Below are 25,571 nucleotides of genomic sequence, written 5' to 3'. Positions count from 1 at the left end.
CCTGGCCGCCCCCATACGCCGTTACGTGCCCAGGAGGGCCCGGATGGGGTGCCACAGCTCCTGCGCCCGGTCGGGGGCCCCGCGCCACAGCAGGCCGTCCGGATGGTGCAGGACGGCCGTGACCTCGTCCGGCGTCGGCGGCTGCGCGTTGCCCCGCAGGTACACCGCCCGCATCCCGAGGTTCCGCAGCCTGGTCAGGGCGCGGGCCCGGTTCGCGGCGTGCACCAGCACGCGGACGTTTCCACACTCTCCGGCCGGCCGCGGCAGTGTGAGCGCGACCACCACACTGCCGCCCGGCAACCTGACGAAACCTCCACCTGGCATGGCTGTCATCTCCCCCGTCAATAAGAAACTCGTACCGCGCATCTAAACGCGATCGGCCGCCGCCCGCTAGAGGGCGACGGCCGATCATGCTTTGACCTGCGGTTTTACCGAATCACTTCGAGGAGGGGCCCACCTCGACGGTCATGACCTCACCGTCGTAGGTCTCCTTCAGGATCTTGATCTTGGTGTTGGTGTCAGTGACCTTCACCGATCCGGTCGGGTTCTCGTCGTAGTAGTACTTGCCCTTGTGGTCGTCGAAGACCAGCTGGGCCGGCTTCGGCTTCAGGAAGAGCGCCTCACCGTTCTTGTGCAGGGTGATCGCATCCGTCGAGTACGCGCTGAACGCGGCGTCGTACGGCTGGATCTTGTTGCGCAGCAGGGTGCCGTCCGCCCACTTCATCGGCTTGGCGTTGGCGTCGATCGGGAGGATCAGACCCTGGCCCGGGTGCTGGCTGGTGTTGTTGTCCTTCTGGGAGGTGTCCCACTGCCAGATCAGCAGACCGTCCTGGTAGGCGTAGTGCTCGACCCAGTCCGGACGGGTGTTGCCGAAGCCGAAGTTGTACGGGCCGACCTTGAGGGTCTTGTCGTACGAGACGTAACGGCGGTTCTCGGCCAGGTAGTACTGCGCGTACTCCTTGGTGAAGCTGCCACCGATGCGGGAGAAGCCCTTGCCGGTCCAGCCGTTGTCGCCGTTCTCGGCGCCGTCGGTGAACAGCGCGGAACCGTCCGCGGTCAGGGTGACGGCGTCGGCGGTGAAGCCCTTGCCGCCCGCGCCGCCGTCCGTCTGGTAGCGGAAGCGGAGGTCGATCTTCTTGCCCGCGTAGGCGTCGAGCGGGAAGTTCAGCGACTTCCAGGTCTCCGAGACACCGGTCAGCGACGGGCTGCCGGAGGCGTCGGCCGGGATGGCCGTGCCGTCGGCGGTGCCGGCCAGAGCGGTCCAGGTGGCGCCGCCGTCCGTGGACACCTCGGTGTAGAGGTAGTCGTAGTCGGCCTCGATGTCCCACCAGCCCTTGAGGGACAGCGCGGCGGAGGACTTGCCGGTCAGGTCGACCGAGCGGGTCAGGGTGTTCTTGAGGTCGTCACCCATGTTGCTCCACCACTGGGTGGCGCCCTCGGCGGGAGCGACGACGTCGGTCTTGACCTGCTTCTTGGGCAGCTCGACGACCAGCGCCTGCTTGTCCTTGGTGTTGAACTCCGAGACGCCCAGCTTGTGGGTGGACTTCGTCGCGGCCTTGGCCGTGTCGTAGTTCAGCCAGCCCAGCTGGAGCTTGTCCCAGGCGGTCATGTCGCCCGGGAGGTCGCCTATGGAGTCCTTGCCGGTGCCGAGCCAGGAGCCGGCCGACATCAGGGACCAGAAGCCGACCGAGTTCTCGCCGCCACCGGAGGTGTCGTAGAGGTCCGGCAGACCGAGGTCGTGACCGTACTCGTGCGCGAAGACACCGAGGCCGCCGTTCTCGGGCTGCATCGTGTAGTCGCCGACCCAGATGCCGGTGTCACCGATCTGGGTGCCGCCGGCCTTGTTGTTCTCCGGGCCGGTCTTGCCCGCCGCGGTGCCGTAGGCGTACCAGCGGTGCGCCCACAGCGCGGTCGTGCCCTGCACGCCGCCGCCGGCCGACTCGTCCTCGCCCGCGTGGACGATCTGGAAGTGGTCGATGTAGCCGTCGGGCTCGTTGAAGTTGCCGTCGCCGTCGAAGTCGTAGCGGTCCCACTGGTCGTACTGGGCCAGCTGCGCCTTGATCTGCGCGTCGGTCTTCCCGGCCTTCTTCTGGGCCTCCGTCCACGCGGTGACGCCGTCCTTGACGGTGTCCCACACGTTGGAGCAGTTGGTCTGGCCGCAGTAGTTGGAGCCGTAACGACCTTCGTTGTACGGGACCTTGACCCAGTCGGCGACCTCGCCATCGACCGAGTAGCGGCCCGAGGAGGTCTTCTCGTAGTACGTCTTCAGGGAGTCCTTGCCCTCGCCGGAGGCGAAGTAGAGGTCCTGGAAGTAGTCGCGGCTGAAGTCCTTGCGCCAGGCGGTGCTGTTGTCCTTGGCGCGGTCCGGCTCCGCGATCGTGTTGTGCAGCGGGCCGGGGGTGCCGCCGTACTTCGGAACGGCCGGCTTGGGGCCGGGGCCGTCCGGGTCGAACATGGTCGTGTTGTCGACCTGGTCGCCGAACTCGACGAGGATCGTGAAGATCTTGTCGGTCTTCTCGCGGCCGAGCTCGACGTACTTCTTGTCGTCGAGCTTGACGACCTTGGAGGCGCCGCGCTGCTCGACGTTCTTCTTGCCCTGCAGGACCTGGTCCAGAGCGGCCTCGCGCTGCGCGGCCTGCTGCTCGCTGAACGGGCCCTTCAGGTCGTGCTCGACCACCTTGGAAGGCGCGGTCGGGTCCTGACGGTCGGCTGCGGGGGCGGTCGGTCCCCGGCCGTCGGCCTGGGCGGCCGAGACGGTGAAGAAGGTTGCGGTGGTCGCGCAGGCGGCCATGGTCACGGTGACGGCGGCAGCACGGATCGCACGCCGTCTGGCGGAGTTGCTGGTCACTTGATGTCGTTCCCCTCCCGCGGCCGCAACGTAGGTCGGAACTTCTCCATAGGAGCGGGGGGTTCCGCGCGGCGCGCGTCTCAAGTGACGACATTTGACCGGAGAGACGCGAGAAAAGACAGACCTTGACTTGACCCTTACAACTGCACTATGCGGTCGGGCAGTTCCGCTATCCGGACGTTCCACGGCCATACGGGGCGAAGTACACGTCCCGGTGGCTCGCGAAGTCCGTCCCGTCCCCTTTCTCCCCCTCCCCGAGGGCGTGAAAATGAACCCGTGCGCCCCCCGTGCTCCGGCACCGTGTGTTAGGTCACGCTTACCGGCGGTCCCTCTCGGGCATCCCCGTCATAGAGTCACTTGACGCGCGAACCAGTTGAGCCGACTCCCCCTCCCCTCCCTGAGGACGGATATCGCCATGCCGCGTCCGACTGCCGCACAGCTCGCCTACGGGTCCGTCACGGTCATCGTGTCGACGATCGCCATGCTGCTGCTCTCGCAGACGAGCACGGGGCTGGGGGTCGCGGTCATCTCCGCCGCCGCGCTCGCCCTCGGTCTGCTCGTCGCCCTCACCGTGCCCGCCCCCAGGCGCCGCGGCCGCCACGCGGCCGGTACGGACACGAGGGCGGCCGCGGAAACCGCCCCCGCCCGGGTGTCCGACCCTCGGCCCGCGGAGTCGGAACACTCCGTCCACCGCTGAGACTTCGGCGGCGCACGACGCGGCGCGGACGGCCTCCCCGGAGGGACGGCCGCCCGCGCACCGCGCTGTTCCCGTCCTAGGTGGCCGCCTGGACCACCACGGTCTTGGCGACCTTGTCGTGCAGGCCCTGCTTGTAGGGCTTGTCGACGAGGATCGAGACGACCAGCGCGATCGGCCACAGGCAGAAGCAGCAGATCAGCGTCGGGAGCCAGAGCACGGCGGCGCGGCTCAGGGCCGCTCCGGACTCGGGCACGGTGCCGTCATTGAGCATCGCGACGCGCAGGCCCATCGCCTTCTTGCCGACGGTCTGGCCGTTCTTCTTGGTGAACCACCAGTCGTAACCGAGGTACGCGGCGATCGAGATGAGCGTCATGATCAGGCCGCTGCCGCTGTAGGAGCGGGTGATGACCTCGCTGACGTCCTCGCCGCGGTTCGTCTCGACCGTGTACCGGTTCGTCCCGAAGGCCAGCTGGATGAGGAACAGCGGGACGGCGACGATCAGCACGTCGATGATGCGCGCGGCGAGCCGCTTGCCGAAGTCGGCGAGCGGGGGCATCCCGGCGAGGGGATCGGGCATGCCGTAGTCGCCGCCGTAGGGGTCACCCCCACCGCCGTACGGGGGCGGCGGAGGCGGGTATCCCCCGCCACCGGGGGGCGGGGGCGGGTATCCCCCGCCACCGGGGGGCGGGGGCGGGTATCCCCCGCCACCGGGGGGCGGGGGCGGGGGACCACCGCGGCCGGGGGGCGGCGCGTCGTACGGCGAACCGCCCGACGGAGGTGTCGGTTCCTGGGGTTTCTTGAGGAACGGGTCTTCCTCGGGCGGCTCGCCCGGCGGCGGCTGGTCGGTACTCATGGCCCGAGTCGAACCCGGCCCCGCCGACCCCGCAACGGGACCGCGTCCATCCGGGGGGGCGCGCATGCCTAGCGCGCTACGTACGTCCTGGCCGCCTTGTCGTGCCAGGCCTGGCGGCGCGGCCGGTCCACGAGGCACCAGAGGCTGCCGGGCAGACCGAGGAACGCGTACACCAGCCAGCGGCGCAGGGCCGCGCCGAAGGTGGGCGGGCGCAGGGTGGCGGTGGCCAGCACGCGGACACCGAGCAGCTTCTTGCCCGGGGTGCGGCCCCAACGGGCGGTGGGCAGCGCCTCGTACAGGATCCCGAAGAGGAGGACGGCGCCCAGGACCAGGCCCAGCCGGCCGGCGATGGCCCCGTCGAACAGCCAGACCGTGGTGCTGCGGCCGCTCGCCCGGGCGGCGTCCACCTTGGCCTGGAGGTGGGCGGTGGCGCCGGGGAGGAGGGGCAGGGCGACCGCCGCGGCGACGGCGGTGAGGACGAGCGAGTCCAGGGCGCGGGCCACGACCCGGCGCGTCAGCCCGGCGGGGCGGGCGGCCCGTTCGGCCATCCGCTCGAAGACGGCCCGGGGCGTACTGGGGGCGGCGGGGCGGGGGGCCGGGCTGCCCGGGCGGCCCTCCTCGGACCCGCGCGGCTCCCAGCCCGTGGACCGCGGCTCCGCGGGGGCGGCCGCGCCTCCTGCGGGGACCGTGGGGCGCACTCCGGCGGGCCGCGGGGCCCACACCTCGTCCCGCGGCGCCGGGCCGGACCGGGCGGCGGCGGGCCGCGGGGCCGCCGGGGGCTGGTCCTCCCGGCCGGGGAGGGCCGGGGGCTGGGGCCGGGAGGGCGCCGGGGCGGGGGCCGCCGCCTCGGGCCAGGAGGACGTGACGCCGGAGGGGCCGGGGCCCCCCGCGCCGGGGGCTGCCGGCCAGGCCGGGGCGGGGGCCGGAGCCGGGGCCGGGGCGTGGACCGGGGCCGGGGCGGGTGCCGGGGCGGGTGCCGGGGCCTGGGCGGCCGGGGAGCGGGCCGACAGGATGCCCGCCGCGGCCTGGGCGGGGAGGCGCGCGGGGGCCGCGGCGGCGGGCGTACGGGCCAGGGAGATCCCCGGCCGCGCGGACCCCTGCCCGGCCTCGGGCTCCGCCGGGCTGCCCCACGAGACCCGGTGGTCGCGCGGCCCGCCGAAGCCGGCCTGGTGCACGGGGTCGGCCTGCCACGCCCCGGGTTCGACGGCCGCTTCGGGCTCGGCGGCGCGCTCGGGCTCCCGCGCGCGTGCGGGCTCGCGTTCCCGCGCGGGCTCCCGTTCCCGTACGGGCTCGCGTTCCCGCACCGGTTCGCGCTCCCGTACGGGCTCCGGCGCTCGTGCGGGCTCCGGCAGCGCCTCGGTCACGGAGGTCTCGTCGAGGAACACCGGCCCCGTCTCCTGGGCGGGGGCCGGGCGGCTCGTGCCCGGGACCCAGGCCGCACCGTTCCAGTACCGGATGTACCCCGGGATGGACGGATCGGGGTAGTAGCCCTCGCGGGCCGCGTGCTCGCCGTCACCAGGGGAGGCCGTCAATGTCCCCAACTCCGATCGTGGCTTGAGGCTTGTGCAAGGGAGGACCATAGCCAAGAACCTCCCTCCGGCAGGTCCGGTAACGGGAGAATCCAAGCGATCGGGCGAATGCCGCCCCGAGCGGCGCCCCCCGCGGCTTCCCACCACGGTTTTCAGCCAGAAACAGATTTCAGCCAATCTCCGGTTCGACGCCCGATGTCGCGTCATACCCGGGCACACCGGCGCTCTCTGCGGGTGTGGGGCGCCATCCGGCCCCGCGCACCGAACCCGAAGCGAGGCCGTCATGCTCCACCCCGTCATCGAGCGCGAGCTGGAACTCAAGCTGGTCCTGTCCCCCGAGCGCAGCATCCCCGTCCCCGCGCGGCTCCTCTACCTGACGGACGACCCGTACGCGGTCCACATCACCTTCCACACCGGCTCCAGCGCCCCGGTCGACTGGACCTTCGCCCGCGAGCTGCTCGTCGAGGGCGTCTTCCGCCCGTCCGGCCAGGGCGACGTGCGGATCTGGCCCACGAAGACCGACGGCAAGCCCGTGCTCTGCATGGCGCTGAGCTCCCCCGACGGCGACGCCCTCCTGGAGGCCCCCGCCGGCGCGGTCTCCGCGTGGCTGGAGCGCACCCTGCGCCTCGTGCCGCCCGGCACCGAGGCCGGGCGGCTCGGCCTCGACGCGGCGCTGGCCGAGCTGCTCACCCCGAGCCTGGCCGACGACCTGTGGCTGCGCGACCCGTGGCCGTCGGACGAGTCCGCGGACGGGGACCTGTGACCGGGGCCGCCACCGCACGCCGGGCGGCCCGCGGTCAGAAGAGCTTCCCCGGGTTGAGCAGCCCCAGCGGGTCGAAGGCCTGCTTGACGGCGCGCTGCATCTCCAGTCCCACCGGCCCCAGTTCGCGGGCCAGCCACTCCTTCTTCAGCACGCCGACCCCGTGCTCGCCGGTGATGGTCCCGCCGAGGGAGAGCCCCAGCGCCATGATCTCGTCGAAGGACGCGCGCGCCCGCCGCGTCTCGTCCTCGTCGGCGGGGTCGAAGCAGACGACGGGGTGGGTGTTGCCGTCGCCCGCGTGGGCGCAGACCCCGATGAGCAGGTCGTGCGCCTGGGCGATGGCGGCCGTACCGTCCAGCATCTCGCCGAGCCGCGACCGCGGTACGCACACGTCGTCGATCATCGTCGCGGGCCGCAGCGCCTCCATGGCCGGCAGGGACATCCGGCGGGCCTGGAGCAGGAGTTCCGACTCCGCCTCGTCCTCGGCGGGCACGACGGCGGTGGCCCCGGCGGCCGTGCACAGCTTCCCCACGGCCTCCAGGTCCTCGGGCGCGTGCGGGGTGTCGAAGGCGGCCAGCAGCAGCGCTTCGGTGGCCTCCGGCAGGCCCATCCTGCCGAGCGCGTTGACGGCGCGGACGGTCGTACGGTCCATCAGCTCCAGCAGCGAGGGGGTCAGCCCGGCCTCCATGACGGAGCAGACCGCCTCGCAGGCGGCCGCGACCGAGGGGAACTCCGCCGCGAGCGCCAGCTGCCGGGGCGGCGCGGGCCGCAGGGCGAGGACGGCCTGGACGACCACGCCGAGGCTGCCCTCGGAGCCCACGAACAGCCGGGTGAGGTCGTATCCGGCGACGCCCTTGGCGGTGCGCCGGCCCGTGCGCAGCAGGCGCCCGTCCGCCAGGACCACGTCGAGGCCGAGCACGTACTCGGCGGTGACCCCGTACTTGACGCAGCACAGGCCCCCGGACGCGGTCCCGATGTTGCCGCCGATCGTGCACTGCTCCCAGCTGGAGGGGTCGGGCGGGTAGTACAGGCCCAGTTCGGCGACGGCGCGCGAGAGCACGGCGTTGACCACGCCCGGTTCGACGACGGCGATCCGGTCGACGGCGCTGATCTCCAGGATCCGGTCCATCTTCACCAGGGACAGCACGATGCAGCCGTCGGAGGCGTTGGCGCCGCCCGACAGGCCCGTACGGGCGCCCTGCGGGACGACCGGGACGCGTAGGGCGGTGGCCGTGCGCATGACGTGCCGGACCTGCTCGACGGTCCGGGGCAGGACGACGACGGCGGGGGTGCCGGCGGCGCAGAAGCCGGCCATGTCGGTGGCGTAGGAGGTGGTCACCCCGGGGTCCGTGATCACGGCCTCGGGCGGAAGCTCTTCGAGGAGGGTCGCTCGCAGACGTGCGAAGAGATCGTCATCCATGGGACCAGCGTGGCACTCGGGGCCATCGGTGTGAACACGGCCGCGCCCGTCTTCGGACACCTCGGCGAACTCTTCATATTGACGCACAGTGACCCCATGGACCGTATCGACGAGGAATCGCAGACGCCGGCGCCGCCCGTGACCTTCACCGGCCGCAAGACGCTCGTGGCCGCCGCGGTCGCCGTGGTCCTGATCGCCGGGGCCCTGCTGATCCGGCCGGCGCGCACCGACGACGACGCCCGCCCGCCGGGGCCGAGCGAACGGGCCGCGTCCGCGGTCGGCATGGGCGCGCCCGCGGCGGCGGTGGACCTGACGGCGCTGGTGGCTGACCGCGAGAAGTGGCTCGCGGCGCACGCGGACGACCACGCGTCGTGGTCGGTGCTGGGCGCCGCGTACCTGGAACAGGCGCGGCGCACGGCGGATTCGGGCTGGTTCCCGAAGGCGGAGAAGGCGCTCAAGCGCTCGCTGGAGGCCCATCCGGCCGAGAAGGGCAACTTCGACGCGATGACGGGGATGGGCGCACTGGCCAACGCCCGCCGGGACTTCACGACCGGGAAGAAGTGGGGCGAGCTGGTCCGGGCGCAGTCGCCGCGGCGGTGGATGGCGTACCCGGTGCTCGTGGACGCCTACACCGGGCTCGGCGACTACAAGGGCGCGCAGAAGGCGATGGAGCTGCTGCTGGAGCTGCGGCCGGGCCTGGCGGCGTACGTCAGGGCCTCGCAGGTCTACCGCGACCGCGGCTGGCGCGAGGACGCGGTGGTGGCGATGGAGCACGCGGCGGGGGCGGCGAAGACCCCGCCGGAGAAGGCCTACGCGCTGTTCCGGCTCGGGGAGCTGTCCTGGGAGCGCGGAGACCCGCAGGAGGCCCTGCGCCAGTACGAGGGCGCGCTGCGCGCGGATCCGGCGCACGCGCAGGCGCTCGGCGGCCGGGCCCGCGCGCTGGCCGCGCTGGGGCGCGACGGGGAGGCCGTGCGGGACTACCGGCTGGCGCTGGGGCGGGCTCCGGAGCCGCAGCTGGCGAGGGAACTGGCCGAGCTGCTGGAGTCGCTGGGGCGGGAGCAGGAGGCGCGCGAGCACTACGACATGCTGGGCGCGCTGACCGCGCGGGACGGCACGAACGGTGTCGACGACGACGTGGTGCTCGGCCTGTACGAGGCGGACCACGGCGATCCGCAGGCGGCGGTGCGGCGGCTGTCGGAGGAGTGGTCGCGGCACAAGAGCGTGCAGGTCGCGGACGCCCTGGGGTGGGCGCTGCACAAGGCCGGCGAGGACTCGGCGGCTCTGGAGTACGCGAAGAAGGCCACGGAACAGGGCCTGCGCAGCGCGGAGTTCTCCTACCACCGGGCGATGATCGAGCGCGGTCTGGGCGACGAGGCGGCGACCCGGCGCCACCTGGAGGAGGCCATGCGGACGAACCCGTACTTCTCGCCGCTGCGGGGGCCGCTGGCCAAGGAGGCGCTGGCGTCGATCGGGCAGCCGCCGCCGGGCGGCCCGGAACACCTCCGGCCGGTCACTCCGTGGGTCGAACCCGACCTCCCGAAGCCGAACGCCACGCCGAATCCGGCCGCGTCCGCTTCCCCGTCCGCGTCGGGGACTCCCGCGCCGTCCCCGTCCCCGTCCGCCCGCTGACCGGGGCGCGGCCCTCCCCTCGCGGGGCCGCGACCCGCTGCAGCGCCCTCGCGGGCAACGCCGGACCCCCCGGCGGCAGCCGGGGGGCCGGAAACAGCTGGGGGGCCGGAAACGGCCGGGGGCCGGGAACGACCCTGCGGCCTACAGGTTGCCGCGCTTCTCCTGCTCCCGCTCGATCGCCTCGAACAGGGCCTTGAAGTTGCCCTTGCCGAAGCCCATCGAGCCGTGGCGCTCGATGATCTCGAAGAAGACGGTCGGACGGTCCTGCACCGGCTTGGTGAAGATCTGCAGCAGGTAGCCGTCCTCGTCGCGGTCGGCCAGGATCTTCAGCTCGCGCAGCTCGTCGATCGGCACGCGGGTGTCGCCGACCCACTCGCCGAGCGTGTCGTAGTAGGTGTCCGGGACGCTGAGGAACTCGACGCCGGCCGCGCGCATGGTGCGTACGGTCGAGACGATGTCGTTCGAGGCGAGCGCGATGTGCTGGACGCCGGGCCCGTTGTAGAACTCCAGGTACTCGTCGATCTGCGACTTCTTCTTCGCGATCGCCGGCTCGTTGATCGGGAACTTCACCTTCTTGGTGCCGTCCGCGACCACCTTCGACATCAGCGCCGAGTACTCGGTCGCGATGTCGTCGCCCACGAACTCCTTCATGTTCGTGAAGCCCATGACCTTGTTGTAGAAGGCGACCCACTCGTTCATGCGGCCGAGCTCGACGTTGCCGACGCAGTGGTCGATCGCCTGGAAGGTCCGCTTGGCCGGGGGCGCGACCATCGGCTGGACGGCGGTGTAGCCCGGCAGGTAGGGGCCGGTGTAGTCGCCGCGCTCGACGAGGGTGTGGCGCGTCTGGCCGTAGGTCGCGATGGCGGCCAAGACGACCGTGCCGTGCTCGTCCTTGACCTCGTACGGCTCGTCCAGCCCGCGGGCGCCCTGCGCGACGGCGTACGCGTACGCCGCGCGCACGTCCGGGACCTCGATGGCGAGGTCGATCACGCCGTCGCCGTGCTCGGCGACGTGCTCGGCGAGGAAGCGGCCGTGGTCCGTGGTCGGCTTGATGACCGAGGTCAGCACGAAGCGGGCGGCGCCGTTGGTCAGGACGTAGCTGGCGGTCTCGCGGCTGCCGTTCTCCGGTCCGGAGTAGGCCACGAGCTTCATGCCGAAGGCGGAGGAGTAGTAGTGCGCGGCCTGCTTGGCGTTGCCCACGGCGAAGACGACCGCGTCCATGCCCTTCACCGGGAAGGGGTCGGCCTCACGCGCGGTGTGCGGGGTGGTGTCGAGGGTCTCAGTCATGAGCGCAGAGTCCCGCCGATCCACAAGCTGCGCAATAGTTTCTTATTTGGCTATACAAAATGCCCAGGATGGCCGGAGGATGGTTGAAACATCTGTGCACTATGACCACCCTCGCGCACGGGTGGGCACCGGGAGGCGTCCATGGGCATCGACGAACTCGACGGCCGGCTCATCGTCCTGCTCGCCCGCGAGCCGCGGATCGGTGTCCTGGAGGCATCGCGCCGCCTCGGCGTGGCCCGCGGGACCGTGCAGGCCCGGCTCGACCGGCTCCAGTCGAACGGGGTCATCCGCGGCTTCGGCCCGCAGGTCGACCCGACGGCCCTCGGCTATCCGGTGACCGCGTTCGCCACCCTGGAGATCAAGCAGGGGCAGGGGGCCGACGTACGGGCCCACCTGGACGGGGTCCCCGAGGTGCTGGAGCTGCACACCACCACGGGGCACGGGGACATGCTGTGCCGGCTCGTGGCCCGCTCCAACGCCGACCTCCAGCGGGTGATCGACCGCGTGGTCGGCTTCGAGGGGATCGTGCGGGCGTCGACGGCGATCGTGATGGAGAACCCCGTACCGCTGCGGATCATCCCGCTCGTCGAGCAGGCGGCCGAGGACGACGACCGGCGCTGAGCCGGGCGGTCAGCAGGAGGGCGCGTCCTCGCCCCGGTTCAGCGCGCGCAGCGCGTCCACCGCGTCCGCGAGCGAGGTGACGGGTACGAGCCGCAGCCCCTCGGGCAGCTCCGAGCGGGCGTCCCCGCACTCGGCCTTCGGTACGAGGAACACGCTCGCCCCGTCGCGCCGCGCGGCCTGGGTCTTCAGGGCCACCCCGCCGACCGCGCCGACCTTGCCGTCGGCGGTGATGGTGCCCGTACCGGCGATGCTGCGTCCGCCCGTGAGGTCGCCGCCGCTGCCGTCGCCGTCGAGCTTGTCGACGATGCCGAGGGAGAAGAGCAGCCCGGCGCTCGGGCCGCCGACGTCGGCGAGGTTGAGCTCGACCTTCACGTCCTTGGGGTCCTTGTGGAGGTAGCCGAGGGCGGCCTCGGCGGCGGCCGACTGCGACTTGGCCATTTCCTCCAGATTGTGCTGCTCGATCTCTTCGTCGCTACCGCCGGAGGAGTAGACGGCCTCCTTGGGCAGGACCGCCTCATCGGTCTTGAACCAGTGACCGACGAGCTCGTGCAGCCGCATGGTCGAGGACGGCCCGGTGGCCCGGATGGTGGTCATCCGCAGCTCACCCTTGGTCTCCCGGACCGGCGCCCCGCTGACGGTGATGACGGGCTTGCCCTGATCGGCCCCCAGCACGTCGGCGGTGAGCCCGGGAATGGCCACCACGAACGGCAACGGCGCGAAGGCCGCGGCAGCGAACACCCCGACCACCGGCACGGCACAGACACCCAGGGCAACGGGACGCGACAGACGCAGCAGACGAGAGATCACCCGCCCAATCTATCCACGACCCGTCACTATTCCAGCCCCGCCCCGGCCTGCTCCGCCCCAGCCGCACACATCAGCCGCGCCGGCGCTCTTCCAGCCCCGCCGGCACTCCTCCAGCCCCGCCGGGCACTCTTCCAGCCCCGCCGGCGTTTGAGGCGCGGGGGTCCGGGGGCAGCGCCCCCGGCAACGGCGCCGCACCCGGCACCCTTCAGCCCAGCCGACACCCTCCAGCCACGCCCGGCACTCTTCCAGCCCCGCCGGCGTTTGAGGCGCGGGGGTCCGGGGGCAGCGCCCCCGGCAACGGCGCCGCACCCGGCAGCGCACGGCACGGCCCCGGCACAGCGCGGCACGGCCCGACCCCGGCCCGACCCCGCCAAGCCCGCGGCCTAGCGAAGGGCGTCGGCCACCTCACGCGCCGCGTCGACCACCCTCGGCCCCACCCGCTCCGGCACCGCGTCGGCCAGCATCACCACGCCCACACTGCCCTCCAGCCCGGTGATGCCCACCAACGGCGCCGCGGCCCCACTGGCTCCGGCTTCGAGCTCGCCGTGCGTCAACGTGTACCCCGGCTCGATCAGCGACCCCTGCCGGGCGGCGAGGATGGCCCGCCCGGCGGCCCCGCGGTCCAGCGGGTGGCGGAAGCCGGCCCGGTAGGCCACGTGGTAGTCCGTCCAGGTCGGCTCCACGACGGCGACGGCCAGCGCCTCGGTCCCGTCGACGAGGGTCAGGTGCGCGGTGGCACCTATGTCCTCGGCGAGGGACCGCAGCGCGGGCAGGGCCGCCTCGCGGACGAGCGGGTGCACCTGGCGGCCCAGCCGCAGCACCCCCAGCCCGACGCGGGCCCGCCCGCCGAGGTCACGGCGGACCAGGGCGTGCTGTTCGAGCGTGGCGAGGAGCCGGTAGACGACGGTGCGGTTCACACCGAGGCGGTTGGAGAGCTCGGTGACGGTCAGACCGTGGTCGGTGTCGGCGAGCAGTTTGAGGACTCTGAGCCCTCTGTCGAGAGTCTGGGAGGTTTCCGCGGTCACGACGCCTCTCCCTCTTTCGGTGAGCGGCGGTGACTCTCGGGGTGGCACGCCGCCGGTCCCACGGCGGCGCACGGAGAGGCCGCCGGTAGCGGCCATGGCACCGGCTGCGCTCCCGCGGCGGCGCTGCCACGGTGCGTTCGATGCGGGGACAGTAGCGAGCGGGTCCGCTCAGCGGAAGAGCTCGTCCAGAATCCGGGCGTCTCCTGCCCCTTTATGCCGGTTCCTGATCGCCCCCGGTGTCATTTCGTAACCTCAATTTGCACAGGAGCCCTTTACCGCCCCATTACTCTGATCATGTTCAAACCGATGGTCATTTCGTCCCGGTGGGGGGATGCGCCGCGCACCTGGGGCCGTACCGAGGCGACCACTCCCTCGAACCCCGGGGCTGGCACAAGCTCCAGGCGGACGGCTCCGAAGAGGTGTACCCGTTCGCGCTCGCGGACGTCGATGTCGAAAAGAACGAGGTCTTCGACCGCAAGCTTCGGATGAAGTCCGCCAAGGACACCCAGGCCACGCGTGCGGCGCTCGTCGTCGGCAACGGCAGGCGCCGCCCCCGCCGCCCGACCGCGTAGGTCCAAAGCGACGACAACGACAACGGGGTCCGTGCGCTGTTCCGCACGGACCCCGCCGTCGTTCTGCCGTTTGTATATGGGGGGCTCACCGCATGCGCGTGGCCCACTCCTGCACCTTCTTGATCCGCTCGCGCAGCTGTCCCGCCGTCGCCTCCGCGCTCGGCGGCCCGCCGCAGACCCGGCGCAGCTCGGTGTGGATCACCCCGTGCGGCTTGCCGCTCTGGTGGACGTAGGCGCCCACCATCGTGTTCAGGGACTTGCGCAGCTCCAACAGCTCCTTGTGCGAGACCACCGGCCGCCGCTCGGCCGGCAGCTCCAGCAGGTCCGCCTCCGCGTCCGGCTTGCGGCGGCTGTGCGCGATCTGCCGCGACTGCCGCTTCTGGAGCAGCATCTGCACCTGGTCCGGCTCCAGCAGCCCGGGGATGCCGAGGTAGTCCTGCTCCTCCTCGCTGCCCGGGTGCGCCTGCATGCCGAACTCGGCGCCGTCGTACAGCACCCGGTCGAAGACCGCGTCGGACTCCAGCGCCTCGAAGGACATCTGCTCGTCCTCGCCGGTGTCCTCGTCCTCCTGCCGGTTCGCCTCGTCCATCTCCTTCTCGGACTCGGCGTACGGGTCCTCCTCGCCCTGCTTCTTCGGCTTGTCGAGGACGTGGTCGCGCTCGACCTCCATCTCGCTGGCGAAGCCGAGCAGGTAGGGGATGGTCGGCAGGAAGACCGAGGCCGTCTCGCCGCGCCTGCGCGAGCGCACGAAGCGCCCCACGGCCTGCGCGAAGAACAGCGGGGTCGAGATCGTCGTGGCGTACACGCCCACCGCGAGGCGCGGTACGTCGACCCCCTCGGACACCATCCGGACCGCGACCATCCAGCGGCTGCCGTCCGCACTGAACTCGTCGATCCGCTTCGAGGCGCCGGTGTCGTCGGAGAGGACGACGGTCGCCTTGCTGCCGGTGATCTCCCGCAGCAGCTTGGCGTAGGCGCGGGCCGAGTCCTGGTCGGAAGCGATGACGAGGCCGCCCGCGTCCGGGATGCCCTTGCGGACCTCGGTCAGGCGCTGGTCGGCGGCGCGCAGCACGTTCGGCATCCAGTCGCCGCGCGGGTCCAGCGCCGTGCGCCAGGCCTGCGAGATGGCGTCCTTGGTCATCGGCTCGCCGAGCCGCGCGGCGATCTCGTCGCCCGCCTTCGTACGCCAGCGCATGTTGCCGCTGTAGGAGAGGAAGATGACGGGGCGCACGACGCCGTCGCCGAGGGCGTTCCCGTAGCCGTAGGTGTAGTCGGCGGACGAGCGCCGGATCCCGTCGTTGCCCTCCTCGTAGGTCACGAAGGGAATGGGGTTGGTGTCGGACCGGAAGGGCGTACCGGTCAGGGCCAGGCGCCGGGTCGCCGGGTCGAAGGCCTCCAGGCAGGCCTCGCCCCAGGACTTCGAGTCGCCGGCGTGGTGGATCTCGTCGAGGATCACGAGGGTCTTGCGCTGCTCGCAGCGGTTGCGGTGCAGCATGGGCCGCACGCCGACACCGGCGTAGGTGACGGCGACGCCGTGGTAGTCCTTGCTGAGCGGTCCGGCGGAGTACTCGGGGTCGAGCCGGATGCCTATCCGCGCGGCCGCCTCCGCCCACTGCTTCTTCAGGTGCTCGGTCGGCGCGACCACGGTCACCTGCTGCACGACGTGGTGGTGCAGCAGCCAGGAGGCGAGGGTCAGCGCGAAGGTGGTCTTTCCGGCGCCGGGCGTCGCGACCGCGAGGAAGTCGCGCGGCTGGGTCTGGATGTAGCGGTCCAACGCCCCCTGCTGCCAGGCACGCAGCGCGCTGGCGGTGCCCCAAGGGGCGCGGCCGGGGAAGGCGGGTGAGAGGTGGTGGGAGGCGGTAGTAGTCACGGTCTCCGGTTCGTGCTCTCGGCGTAGCGGGTACGCGTGGCAGGCAGTCGCAGTCGTCCGTAGGACAACCGGGCCACCCTACCGGGACGGCTCCACCCCGCGCGGAGGGACAGGCCCGTGACCTCGGCCGGTGCGGCGAGCGTCACACCGCTTCGTGCAGGGCCCGCAGCCGCCGCGCGATCTGCCCGACGTCGTCGAGTCTGCGGTCACGGCAGGCTCCGCCGGCCCCAGGGCTCTGCGGCGGGCTCACGGACTGGCGGGGGCGCGGACAGCCGGGTCCCGCATCGGCCGGTTCACGGACCGGCGGGCTCCCGGACCGGCGGGCTCACGGACTGGCCGGGGCATGCACCGGCCAGGTCACGCATCGGCGGGCTCACGCACCGGCCGGGGGTCCAGGCGGGTCGCGACCCATGCCCCCACCAGCGCCACGCACGCCATGGGCAGGAACACCACCACGAACGCGGCGGGATGCGAGGCCGTCCCGCCGGCCGTGACGGTGTGCGCGGCCCCCACCGCTCCCCCGCCCAGCGCGGCGAACGCGGCGCCCCCGCCCGCCAGCAGCACCACGTTCGCCAGCGCGTCCGAGATCTGCAGCGCCGCCGAATTGGCTCCCGCCTCCTGCGGCGCCGACAGCTTCAGCAGCAGCACGCTCGTGGAGCCGATGACCAGGCCCATGCCCAGGCAGCCGACCGCCCAGGCCAGCGCCAGCGTCCACACCGGCACCGACTCGATCAGCACGGCCGGCGCCGCCGCGATGGCGACGGCCACCATCACCATCCCGCCCACCATCAGCCGTTCCCGGTACGGAGCCATCCGCCCCTTCGACTGCACCCACGAGCCGCCCGCCCACGTCAGCCCGCCCAGCGCGAGCGAGAAGCCGGCCAAGGTGGGGCTCAGTCCCCTCTGCGTGACCAGCATGAGCGGTACGAAGCTCTCCGCCGCGATGAACGACCCCGCGGCCACCCCGCGCAGCAGCACCACGGACGGCAGCCCGCGCCGCGCCAGGTACGTCCCGCGCGGCAGCAGCCCCAGCACGGCGGGCACGAGCAGCGCCACACCGGCGGCCGCGGGCACTAGCGACCACCACCCCACGTCCTGGGCGGCGTACTGCAACAGCCCCGCCCCGACCGAGATCCCGAAGGCCAGCCGGATCCGCCGCCGGTCGAAGGCCACGGGCGGGGCGTCGGGATCCACCGGCCCGGACGCGGTCCGCCGGATCGCCGGCAGGGCGACGGCCAGCGGCACCACCACGAGGGCCGGTATCCCGAGGAACACCCACCGCCACCCGAGGTGCTCGGTGACGGTCCCGGAGGCCAGCGGCCCGACGATGGACGGCACCACCCAGCTGGCGGCGAAAGCCGCCATGATCGCGGGCCGCAGCCGCTCCTCGTAGGCCCGGCTGACCACCACGTACAGCGCGACGATGACCAGCCCGCCACCGAAGCCCTGCACGGCCCGCCCGATCACGAACACCCACATCGCCCCGGCGGTCCCGGCCACGACGAGCCCCGAGGCGAAAGAGGCGATGCCGACGGTCAGCGGCCGCAGCGGCCCCTGCCGGTCGGCCCACTGCCCGGACAGGACCATGCCGAAGAGGCTGGTGGTGAAGTAGGCGGAGAAGGCGAAGGCGTAGAGCGCGATCCCCTCCAACTCCCGCGCGGCGACGGGCATGGCCGTGCCCACGGCGGTGGCCTCGAAGGCGATCAGGAAGACGACGGAGATGATCCCGACGCTGAGCGTCCGGTACGCCGGCCCGAGGATCCCGCTCGACGGCGGGGACGGGACCGGCGCGACGGTCGGGGGCACACGTGGTTCGAGGGCACTCATCGCCCCAGCGTAAGGTGCGTAGCCACGTCTCGACCCTGTCATTTCGACGGATCCCACCCTGGTCCCGAAGACCTAGGCCCCCCGTGTGTGAACGCGACATGGCAGTCGCATTTCGCCACCCCCGAAACCCTTCCCGGCCCCCGCGACCCCTCGTACGGTCTTACACATCACCACACAGCCGTGTGCCCGAGTGGTTGAGGGACTCGCCTGCAAAGCGAGTTACGCCGGTTCGATTCCGGTCACGGCTTCGCGGCGAGCCGCTCAGGGGCAGGCGCTCCCCTGGGCGGCTTTCGCCTTGTCCGGCCCGCACTAGGACTTCGGAAGGTCTACGGCGCGTGCGGGGAGGCCTCCGTCGTTCGCGCACCGAAGCTCCTTGGCGACGGCCAGGGCGGCGGAGTGGGTGATGGCCAGGTAGTCCGGCCTGAGGACGTCTTCCCCCTTGCTCGCGTCCCACCGCTCCTGGAAGAGGAGCTTGATCCGCAGGGGAATCTCCTGTGTCGAGCCGACGCGGGAGCTGACGCAGTCGTAGGAGAGGTAGACCCGCTTCTGTTCCATCCTGACGCGCACACCACTGTCGCCCACGCCTGGAAAGTCGGCCGGGTCGCCAGCGTGCTTGCTGTATGCGGTGAACATCACTCGCGCGGTGGCGACACCGGTTTCCGTTGGCCTCCCCACCATCTCGCAGACCGGCTGGGGCATGTTCTTGATCTTCCTACCGGCCCGGTAGGCGTCCTCCATCATCTGGGCAACGGCCCGGACGTCCGGGTTTTTCTTCTCGTCCCAGATCTCGAACTGCGTGGATGCGAGGGCTCGCTCCAGCGCCTTGCCGCCCTCGTCCGTGAAGAGCCCGGCGCAGACCTGACCCACAGGGATCCTTTGCCGAGCCGTGGGCTGAGCCGACGGCTTCGGGCCCCCGGCGGAACAGCCGCTGACTACCGCACCGAGGATCCCCAAGCCGACAGCCGAGCTCACCAACAGACGCCACCTACGGTCGAGGTTCACTTGACGCCCTTCGTCTGCGACTCATGGCCCTGATGCCGGGCGATGGTGTTGCCGGTCTCGTATCCCACACGCATCGACTCGATGAAGTCGTTGCCGAAGTCGCTGTTCGGATCGATGTTGTGGCGCCGCATGAACTCCCTCATCGGCGCCTCGGCACTGTGCTCACCGGCCTGGAACATGGACTTATTGCTGTCATGCGTCTCGCCGTCGGACTTGTCCTTGTGCCTTTCCACGGCCTCGTCCGACCACTCCCCGATGACCTGTGAGGCGGCCTGCTCCACGCCTCCGCTGCCGACGTCCACGGCCAAGGGGACGATGATCGCCGCCGCACCGGCCGCGGCAGCCGTGGCGGGGAGGAAGGCCACACCGGCCGCGATGGCTGCCGTAGTCCCGAACTCAACCCATGCGGACCGCTGCTCGTGCGCCTTCTCGTACTCCTCGTGCTTCTTCTCCCCGATCCCCTTGACCTGTTCCGCACGGGACTCATCGAGGATGCCCTGCATCTCGGCGGTGGTACGGATCGTCGCTCGGGCCCGCCCTTCGTCGATCGTGCCGCTGTGCTCGCCCTGGCTCTCCAGGACGCTCGCGGAGTAGAGGCGTTCCGCGGTGGACACGGTGGCGTAGGCATCGGGGTGCTGCCCGAGAGCAGCGATCAGGTCACGGGCGCCCTCGCGCCCAAAGGCCACGTGTACTTGCTTGTCACCGGTACGCGGGGCAAAGACGCTGCGGTCATCATTCTCATCCAGGGCGTGATTAAGGTCGTCGATGTACCCGGCGGCCATGTTTCCCAGGCTGTCCGCCAGAACCTCTTGATGCTTGAGCAACCCGGCGTCGCCGCCGTACTTCGCCGCAGCGGCGTCCATGATCCGCGCTCCGGCCTCGGTCCGGTGCAGCTCCGGCTTGGGATCGTCCCAGGCGTGTCCCAGGGCAGCTGCCTCCAAGGCGTGGCCCAGGGCATCGGGCATGTACGTCTGGACCTTCTTCAGGTCGTCCGGGTTCGTGCCTTCCATGTCGATGGTGCAGTCGTATTTCTCGTTGGCGAAGAAGTCGAGGTAGCTGGTGACCGGCTTGCCCTCGGCGTCCTTCCCCAGGTTGGGCTCGCCCGGCTTGACGGTGCCGTCCTGGTTGTACGCAGGTGGTCGCGGTTCACGGTCGGGGTCGAAGAACTGGGCCGATGCCTCCGGGCTATGGCCCATCGCCTCAAGGAAGCTGACCACCGGGTCGTAGCCGGCGCCGTTGACTCCGGACGGGTTGAACAAGTTCCTGCCGTACACGTTGATGTGGCGGGTCGAGTTGAAGAAGTCCGGGTCCTTGGCGTGGATCTGGGTGGCGTGGTCGGCGATGGGGACCAGGAACTTGGGGTCGTAGTTCCCGTACCGCATGATGCCGCCGAGCAACTGGTACCCGTACGGCGGGTTCTGGTCGTACTTGGCGAGCGGGATGTGCTGCGTGCCCAGCTTGCGCAGCTCCTGCGCGTAGCTGTCCGGCAGATGGGGCTCGCTCTTGGAGTTGGTGGCGGTGGCCAGGTTGAGGCCCAGATTCTTCTGGAGCTCCTGAACGTCCTTGAGGCGCTGCTCGTCGAGCTTGGAGTAGTCGTACGTATCCGTCGACATGTAACCGAAGAACTCAAGGGCGCCCTTGGGGCCGAGCCTCTCGTAGAAGTCCTTCGAGAACTGCGGCACCTTGGCGTTGTCCGCCAGCAGCTCGTTCAGCTCGACGAGTTCGTTGTGGCTGAGCTGTCGCCCCTTCTTCGCGAGGTCGACGGCGCGGCCAGCCTGCTCTGCGTCGAGGCTGCCGTACTTCGGCCCGCTGAAGTCATGGGCGTCGGTGACGTTGGCGCCGAGCATTCGGGCGAGTGATTGGTCGACGTCGTCGCAGTTGTCGATGATGGCGTCGATCTTCTGCTGCCACATCCCGCGGTTCTCCCGCAGGGACTGCTGGTAGTCGGGATCGTGGCGCGCCGCGTTCCGATCGGCCTCGGTCGCCAGCGGAATGGCGGAGACCCGCCCGGACGCGTCCACCTGGAAGCCGGCTGCGGGGGCCTCCTCCGTGGCGATCTTCTGTAACTGCCCCTTGGAGGACTTGAAGACGGCGAGGCCCTCGGCCAGGGCCTTGTAGATGCCCTTGGCGGCCTTGGCGGCGTCCTCGAACTCCTTGGCCGTCTTGTCGACGAATCCTCGGGCGACGCCTGCGGTGACCCCGCTCCACTCGGCCTTGTCGGACTTGGCCTTCATGCCGTTGCGAGCGGCCTCGGCCATCTCGTCCAGCTTGCCGGCCATCGCCGTCCAGTCGGTGACCGCCGTCTGGAGCTTGTCCAGCGGTGCGTGCAACACGTTGTCGTACGTCAGCATGCCCCGGCCCCTACCTCAGGTACTTGTCGATCGCGGACGCGGTGAAGTCTGCGCGGAGCTGCTGCTCGTCCCTGGCGTGGGAGCTGAGGGAGTAGTTCAGACCGTTGGAGATGTTCGCGCAGGCCGCCACAAGGGTCTTCACCTGGCTCTCCCAGGTGGTGTTCACCTTGAGCAGCGCCACCCCGGTCGCGAAACCCTCCTTGGCGAGGGCACTGGCGGCCTCCGCCGAGGAGGTGGCGGCGTGCTTGCCGTCCGTCTGCAGGCGGGCGTGGAGCCTGTACGCCTCCGAGCCGATCGCACCGATGTGGTCCTGGTTCAGCTCCAGGCCACCACCGCCGCCGCCTCCACCGACTGGACCGGCCGGGGCCTGATTGAGCCGCATCGAGACATTGGCCGCGGCCGTGGCGCGGGCCGCCGACCACTCTTCGTCGAACGACATCGCGTGAACTCCCCCGTCAGGTCCGGTCAGGTCAAGCGGGGCGTGCTGCGGCGTCGCTTCGTCGTCGGCCCGGTAGTCAAGGTCCCCCTGAGTGAACGGCTGACCGGCCAAGGCGTCACGGCGGGCCGCCGAAAGATCGCGCTCCCCCGAGCCGCCTTCGCCGTGGTCAGCCGGTTTTCATCCCGCATTGGTTCTGATGCTTGGCGAACGCCAGGTACTTGTTCATGAGTTCGCTGAACAGCGGGCGCCGCTCGTCGGGCTTGATCTGCTCCGCCGAGCCGTCGATCCACACCTTCAGCTCAAAGGCATCCGTAAGGCCGTGGCAGGTGAGGAAAACCGCCGCCCCTCCGTCCCAGACCTTGCTGTTCTCCGCGAAGGGAAGCGCCTCCGGCTTCTGCTGGTCGAGTGAGGGAGCCCAGAAGAAGTGCTGCCCCGCCGGCAGGCGCTCCACCAACGCGCTGAAGCGGGGCTGTCCGTCGACGTCAATGGTGCAGATCGCGCTCTTCCGCTCGGCGGTCAGCCTGACGTCGGCCGGGGCATCTACTCGCACCTCCTCGCCCGTGCCCATGAAGGGCTCCAGCTCGGTCGGAGCGAAGGCGCCGAAGCAGGTGGACGCTGGCAGCTTGGCCGCAGCAGGCTCCTTGCTGTCCGAGCAGCCGGCCAGCAACGCCCCTCCTGCCGCCGCCGGGGGATCGTGCCAGCCCGGGCGGTCTTCGTCTCGGGCAGCCGGTCTACATCCCGCACTGGTTCTGCTGCTTGGCCAGGTCCATGAACTTCTTCATAAGGGCGGTGAACGTCGGGCGCCGGTCCTCCTCCTTCAGCGTGGCGGGCACAGCGGCCGAAATGCGCAGTTCGAGATCGAAGGTGTCCGTGGGTGCCTTGCAGCTGAGGACAACAGCAGCCCCACTGTCCCAGAGCCTGCTGTTGCCCGCGTAGGGCAGCGCTTCGGGATTCTGCTTCTCGGTCTCGGAGCCGAACGGGATGTTCAGCCCCGCAGGCCTGCGATATGCCCATGCGGTGAAGCGGCTCTGGCCGTCGACATCGATGGTGCAGTGACTTCGCTTCCAGTCCGCCGTCAGTCGGACGTCGGCCGGACCGTCCACCCGTACCTCTTTCCCCTTGCCCATGAAGGGGGCGAGTTCCTCCGGAGTGAACGCTCCGTAGCAGGTGGAGGTGGGCAGCGCGGGGGCTGCCGACTCGTCCTCTCCAGAACATCCGGTCAGCAGCGCCGCACCGGCGGCGAACGCGATCAGTAGGCGCAGAGCAGGAAGGCGGAACATTCAGGAGCCGCCGTTCGACGTGGCCACCAGGTCGCGGCCGACCGAGTGGGCATTCGCCGTCTCGGTGGACGCGACCCCTGCGAGAGCGTCGACCGTGCGTTGAGACAGGTCCGTTCCTGCCGCCGCGATGCGCACCGAATCCGCTGCCGACTTGCCCGCGTTCTGCTGCGCATCCCCGTAATCGACTCCGGCCTTCTGATTGCTGTCCGCCACCTTCTTCGCGATGTCCTCCTTGGCGCTCTCGACCACGCTCTCGGTGATGTCCTCCTGAAGCGCTCCCACGACGTCCCCGGCCAGCGGCACCATCTCCAGGTACTTGCCGCCTGCAGCGCTGATGACGCGGTTGACCCACTTGGCGTTGTCCTCGACGCCCTTGACGTACTCCTCCTGCTTGTGGCCGTTCTCGGCGAAGACTCCCTCGGCCCGAGCCTCGGACAGGATGCCCGCGATCTGACCACCCGGGTGCACCGCGACCTTGATTGCCGCGTCGAGATCGTCGTACTCGCTCCGATGGGCGAAGACGTCGTTGACGAGCGCCGTGGTGAAGGTCCGCTGGGCCGTGGTCATCGCGCCGTAGGCATCCGGGTCCTGGCCCACCGCCCCGATGAAACTGGCCATGCTGGACTTGTTGAACTCGGCCATCACTCCGTTGGCCTTGATCTGGTGGCTGCCGTTCTCCGCCGCCGCCTGGATGTCCGGCATGTACTCCGCCGCCATCTGGCCGAAGTGACCGGACAGGCCGTTCAACGGACCCTCCGGGTCCCCCGGCTCCGCGTCGACCAGTTCCGGCTTGTCGCCGATCTTCTCGACGATCCGTTCCATGACGGCCGCCATCTCCTTGGTGTGCGCGACCGGCGGGGAGTCCTCGTCGCCGGGGCCGCGGTGGGAGACCGCCGCCATCAGCGCGTCGCCCAGTGCCTGCTGCGCCGGGTGCAGGTCGCTGGTCCGCGACATGTCGAAGCCGTCCATGTACGGCTTCTTGTCGAGCATGTAGTCGACCATGCCCTGGGGCTGGCCGTGCTGGCCCTTGACCGGCTTGTCGTCCTTCGTGACGAGGCCGTCCTTGTTGGTGTCCTCGCGGACCGGCTCGTTGAAGAGCGCCGTGGACGCGTCCGGGTTGTTGGCGAGCGCCTCCATCAGTCCCGTCAGCGGGTAGAAGCCGCGGCCGTCCTTGCCCTGGCTGAGGACCGATTCCATGCCGTACGGGGTGTGGGACTCCCAGGCCTTCGGATCCTTGCGGTCCATGGCGATCATGTCGCGGCCGACCGACGTCAGGAACTCCGTGTCGTACTTCCCCTCGCGCAGCAGGGCGCCGAGGGCCTGGTAGCCGTAGATCTGGCGCACCCCGCCGAAGACGTCCATCTCCTTACGGCCGGCCTTCATCAGCTGGGTCGTCCAGGCCGCGTCGAGGTGGTTCGGGACGTCCTTGTGCGTGGCGAGGCCGAGCATCGCGCCCATGTCGCTCTGGATGTTCGCGACCATGAGCGCACGGTCCTTGCCCGCCGGGCCCAGGCTCGTCGCGTCCAGGGACATCCTGGAGTACATCTCCAGGGTGCCCTCGGCCCCGATCGTCCGGTAGAAGCCCGTCGAGAACTCGGGGTCCTCGCGGTTGTCGTCGAGCAGTTCCTCCAGCTCGCGCAGCGCCTCGGGGTTGCGCGCGGTGCCGCCCTCGCCGGTGACCTTCTTCATCAGGTCGGCGGCGCGGGCCGCCTGCTCGGCGTCAAGGGTGTTGAACTTCGCACCACTGAAGTCGTGTTCGTCCGTGACGTTCGCCTGGAGGGCGCGGACCAGGGAGTCGTCGGCGTCCTGGGCGTCCTCGACGGCGCGGTTGATACGGGACTGCCAGGCGTTGCGGTTCGCGTTCAGCGACTGCTGGTAGTCGGGGTCGTGCCGGGCCGCGTTCCGCTCGGCCTCGGTGGGGAGCGGGATGGCGGAGACCCGCCCCGTGGCATCCACCTGGAAGCCGGCCGCCGGGGCTTCCGCAGCGAGCTTCTTCAGTTCGTCCTGCGCGGCCTTGAACGTCGCGTGCGCGTCTGCGAGGAGCAGGTGCATGCCCTTGGCCGCTTTGGCGGCGTCCTCGAACTCCTTGGCCGTCTTGTCGACGAACCCGCGGGCCACGCCTGCGGTGACCCCGCTCCACTCGGCTTTGTCGGACTTGGCCTTCATGCCGTTGCGAGCGGCCTCGGCCATCTCGTTCAGCTTGCCGGCCATCGCCGTCCAGTCGGTGACCGCCGTCTGGAGCTTGTCCAGCGGTGCGTGCAATACGTTCTCGTAGGTCAGCATGCCCCGGCCCCTACTTCAGGTACTTGTCGATCGCGGACGCGGTGAAGTCTGCGTGGAGCTGCTGCTCGTCCTTGGCGTGGGAGGAGAGGGAGTAGTTCAGACCGTTGGAGATGTTCGCGCAGGCCGCCACAAGGGTCTTCACCTGGGTCTCCCAGGTGGTGTTGACCTTGAGGAGTGCCGCCCCGCTGGCGAAGTTCTCCTTGGTGAGTGCGCCTGCGGCTTCGGCGGTGGAGGTGGCGGCGTGCTTGCCGTCGGTCTGGAGGCGGGTGTGGAGCTTGTACGCCTCCGAGCCGATCGCGCCGATGTGGTCCTGGTTCAGCTCCAGGTCACCGCCGCCGCCTCCGCCGCCTGGATCGGCCGGAGCCTGGTTGAGCCGCATCGAGACATGGGCCGTGGCCGTGGCGCGCGCCGCCGACCACTCTTCGTCGAACGACATCGCGTGAACTCCCCCGTCAGGTGCGGTCAGATCAT

Annotated in this window: 22 protein-coding genes and 1 tRNA gene; 6 read left to right on the top strand and 17 right to left on the bottom strand. The window is 70.7% G+C overall.

The features are described from left to right. Positions 1-21 precede the first annotated feature (21 nt). Complete coding sequence (locus ACF059_RS15535; protein ID WP_361952357.1) at positions 22-324, bottom strand: hypothetical protein; 303 nt, start codon at positions 322-324, stop codon at positions 22-24. 112 nt (positions 325-436) lie between these two features. Continuing rightward, positions 437-2,791, bottom strand: a complete 2,355-nt coding sequence (locus tag ACF059_RS15530; RefSeq protein ID WP_392058102.1) for an immune inhibitor A domain-containing protein — start codon at positions 2,789-2,791, stop codon at positions 437-439. A gap of 472 nt (positions 2,792-3,263) precedes the next feature. Between ACF059_RS15530 and ACF059_RS15525 the strand changes: the two genes are divergently transcribed. After that, positions 3,264-3,545, top strand: a complete 282-nt coding sequence (locus ACF059_RS15525) for a hypothetical protein (protein WP_392056879.1) — start codon at positions 3,264-3,266, stop codon at positions 3,543-3,545. A 76-nt stretch (positions 3,546-3,621) separates the two neighbouring features. On the opposite strand, the gene ACF059_RS15520 is transcribed toward ACF059_RS15525, so the two are convergent. After that, positions 3,622-4,122, bottom strand: coding sequence for an RDD family protein (locus tag ACF059_RS15520; RefSeq protein ID WP_392056876.1), 501 nt, complete (start codon positions 4,120-4,122; stop codon positions 3,622-3,624). 344 nt (positions 4,123-4,466) lie between these two features. After that, on the bottom strand, positions 4,467-5,930 hold the full coding sequence (locus ACF059_RS15515) for an RDD family protein (RefSeq protein WP_392056873.1): 1,464 nt from the start codon (positions 5,928-5,930) through the stop codon (positions 4,467-4,469). 280 nt (positions 5,931-6,210) lie between these two features. Between ACF059_RS15515 and ACF059_RS15510 the strand changes: the two genes are divergently transcribed. Then, positions 6,211-6,690 carry an SsgA family sporulation/cell division regulator gene (locus tag ACF059_RS15510; protein ID WP_392056870.1) on the top strand — a complete coding sequence of 160 codons (480 nt, stop codon included), beginning with the start codon at positions 6,211-6,213 and terminating at the stop codon, positions 6,688-6,690. 34 nt (positions 6,691-6,724) lie between these two features. Here ACF059_RS15510 and ACF059_RS15505 read toward each other — a convergent pair whose 3' ends face one another. Further along, positions 6,725-8,107, bottom strand: coding sequence for an FAD-binding oxidoreductase (locus ACF059_RS15505; RefSeq protein WP_392056868.1), 1,383 nt, complete (start codon positions 8,105-8,107; stop codon positions 6,725-6,727). 96 nt (positions 8,108-8,203) lie between these two features. On the opposite strand from ACF059_RS15505, the gene ACF059_RS15500 reads away from it, so the two are divergent. Continuing rightward, positions 8,204-9,736: a tetratricopeptide repeat protein gene (locus tag ACF059_RS15500; protein ID WP_392056866.1), complete on the top strand. Its 1,533-nt coding sequence runs from the start codon at positions 8,204-8,206 to the stop codon at positions 9,734-9,736. A gap of 141 nt (positions 9,737-9,877) precedes the next feature. On the opposite strand, the gene hppD is transcribed toward ACF059_RS15500, so the two are convergent. Next, positions 9,878-11,023, bottom strand: a complete 1,146-nt coding sequence (gene hppD, locus ACF059_RS15495) for a 4-hydroxyphenylpyruvate dioxygenase (protein WP_392056863.1) — start codon at positions 11,021-11,023, stop codon at positions 9,878-9,880. Positions 11,024-11,164: 141 nt separating this feature from the next. Between hppD and ACF059_RS15490 the strand changes: the two genes are divergently transcribed. Beyond that, a complete protein-coding gene (locus ACF059_RS15490) occupies positions 11,165-11,644 on the top strand; it encodes an Lrp/AsnC family transcriptional regulator (RefSeq protein ID WP_360904693.1) in 480 nt (159 codons plus the stop codon). 9 nt (positions 11,645-11,653) lie between these two features. Here the strand turns inward: ACF059_RS15490 and ACF059_RS15485 are convergent, their stop codons facing one another. Together ACF059_RS15485 and ACF059_RS15480 are read right to left on the bottom strand one after the other, a co-directional pair. Next, complete coding sequence (locus tag ACF059_RS15485; protein ID WP_392056860.1) at positions 11,654-12,451, bottom strand: S16 family serine protease; 798 nt, start codon at positions 12,449-12,451, stop codon at positions 11,654-11,656. 383 nt (positions 12,452-12,834) lie between these two features. Then, entirely contained in the window at positions 12,835-13,476 is a 642-nt protein-coding gene (locus tag ACF059_RS15480; RefSeq protein ID WP_007264382.1) for an IclR family transcriptional regulator, read from the bottom strand. A gap of 323 nt (positions 13,477-13,799) precedes the next feature. Between ACF059_RS15480 and ACF059_RS15475 the strand changes: the two genes are divergently transcribed. Next, positions 13,800-14,048: a hypothetical protein gene (locus ACF059_RS15475; protein ID WP_392056857.1), complete on the top strand. Its 249-nt coding sequence runs from the start codon at positions 13,800-13,802 to the stop codon at positions 14,046-14,048. Between the two features lie 85 nt (positions 14,049-14,133). Here ACF059_RS15475 and ACF059_RS15470 read toward each other — a convergent pair whose 3' ends face one another. Together ACF059_RS15470 and ACF059_RS15465 are read right to left on the bottom strand one after the other, a co-directional pair. Beyond that, positions 14,134-15,918: a DEAD/DEAH box helicase gene (locus ACF059_RS15470; RefSeq protein WP_366867475.1), complete on the bottom strand. Its 1,785-nt coding sequence runs from the start codon at positions 15,916-15,918 to the stop codon at positions 14,134-14,136. Positions 15,919-16,275: 357 nt separating this feature from the next. After that, positions 16,276-17,745, bottom strand: a complete 1,470-nt coding sequence (locus tag ACF059_RS15465) for an MFS transporter (RefSeq protein ID WP_392056854.1) — start codon at positions 17,743-17,745, stop codon at positions 16,276-16,278. Between the two features lie 176 nt (positions 17,746-17,921). Between ACF059_RS15465 and ACF059_RS15460 the strand changes: the two genes are divergently transcribed. Further along, positions 17,922-17,993, top strand: a tRNA-Cys gene (locus ACF059_RS15460). Positions 17,994-18,054: 61 nt separating this feature from the next. Here ACF059_RS15460 and ACF059_RS15455 read toward each other — a convergent pair. The 7 genes from ACF059_RS15455 to ACF059_RS15425 form a co-directional block, all read right to left on the bottom strand. After that, the gene (locus ACF059_RS15455; RefSeq protein WP_392056852.1) at positions 18,055-18,612 is read right to left on the bottom strand and encodes a hypothetical protein; all 558 of its coding nucleotides are present in this window, start codon (positions 18,610-18,612) and stop codon (positions 18,055-18,057) included. Positions 18,613-18,743: 131 nt separating this feature from the next. Further along, entirely contained in the window at positions 18,744-21,098 is a 2,355-nt protein-coding gene (locus ACF059_RS15450) for a hypothetical protein (protein ID WP_392056849.1), read from the bottom strand. Between the two features lie 10 nt (positions 21,099-21,108). Beyond that, on the bottom strand, positions 21,109-21,537 hold the full coding sequence (locus ACF059_RS15445) for a hypothetical protein (protein ID WP_392056846.1): 429 nt from the start codon (positions 21,535-21,537) through the stop codon (positions 21,109-21,111). 166 nt (positions 21,538-21,703) lie between these two features. Continuing rightward, on the bottom strand, positions 21,704-22,204 hold the full coding sequence (locus tag ACF059_RS15440; RefSeq protein WP_392056844.1) for a hypothetical protein: 501 nt from the start codon (positions 22,202-22,204) through the stop codon (positions 21,704-21,706). 64 nt (positions 22,205-22,268) lie between these two features. Continuing rightward, positions 22,269-22,817 (bottom strand): hypothetical protein, encoded by a 549-nt coding sequence (locus ACF059_RS15435; RefSeq protein WP_392056841.1) that lies wholly within the window; start codon positions 22,815-22,817, stop codon positions 22,269-22,271. After that, positions 22,818-25,100: a hypothetical protein gene (locus tag ACF059_RS15430; protein ID WP_392056838.1), complete on the bottom strand. Its 2,283-nt coding sequence runs from the start codon at positions 25,098-25,100 to the stop codon at positions 22,818-22,820. A 10-nt stretch (positions 25,101-25,110) separates the two neighbouring features. Next, complete coding sequence (locus ACF059_RS15425; RefSeq protein ID WP_392056835.1) at positions 25,111-25,536, bottom strand: hypothetical protein; 426 nt, start codon at positions 25,534-25,536, stop codon at positions 25,111-25,113. Positions 25,537-25,571: the final 35 nt, after the last annotated feature.

The organism is Streptomyces sp. NPDC016562 (genome assembly GCF_043076955.1).
GTDB lineage: Bacteria > Actinomycetota > Actinomycetes > Streptomycetales > Streptomycetaceae > Streptomyces.
Note: the sequence above shows the minus strand (reverse complement) of the source record. Positions and strands in the feature narration are given on the sequence as shown.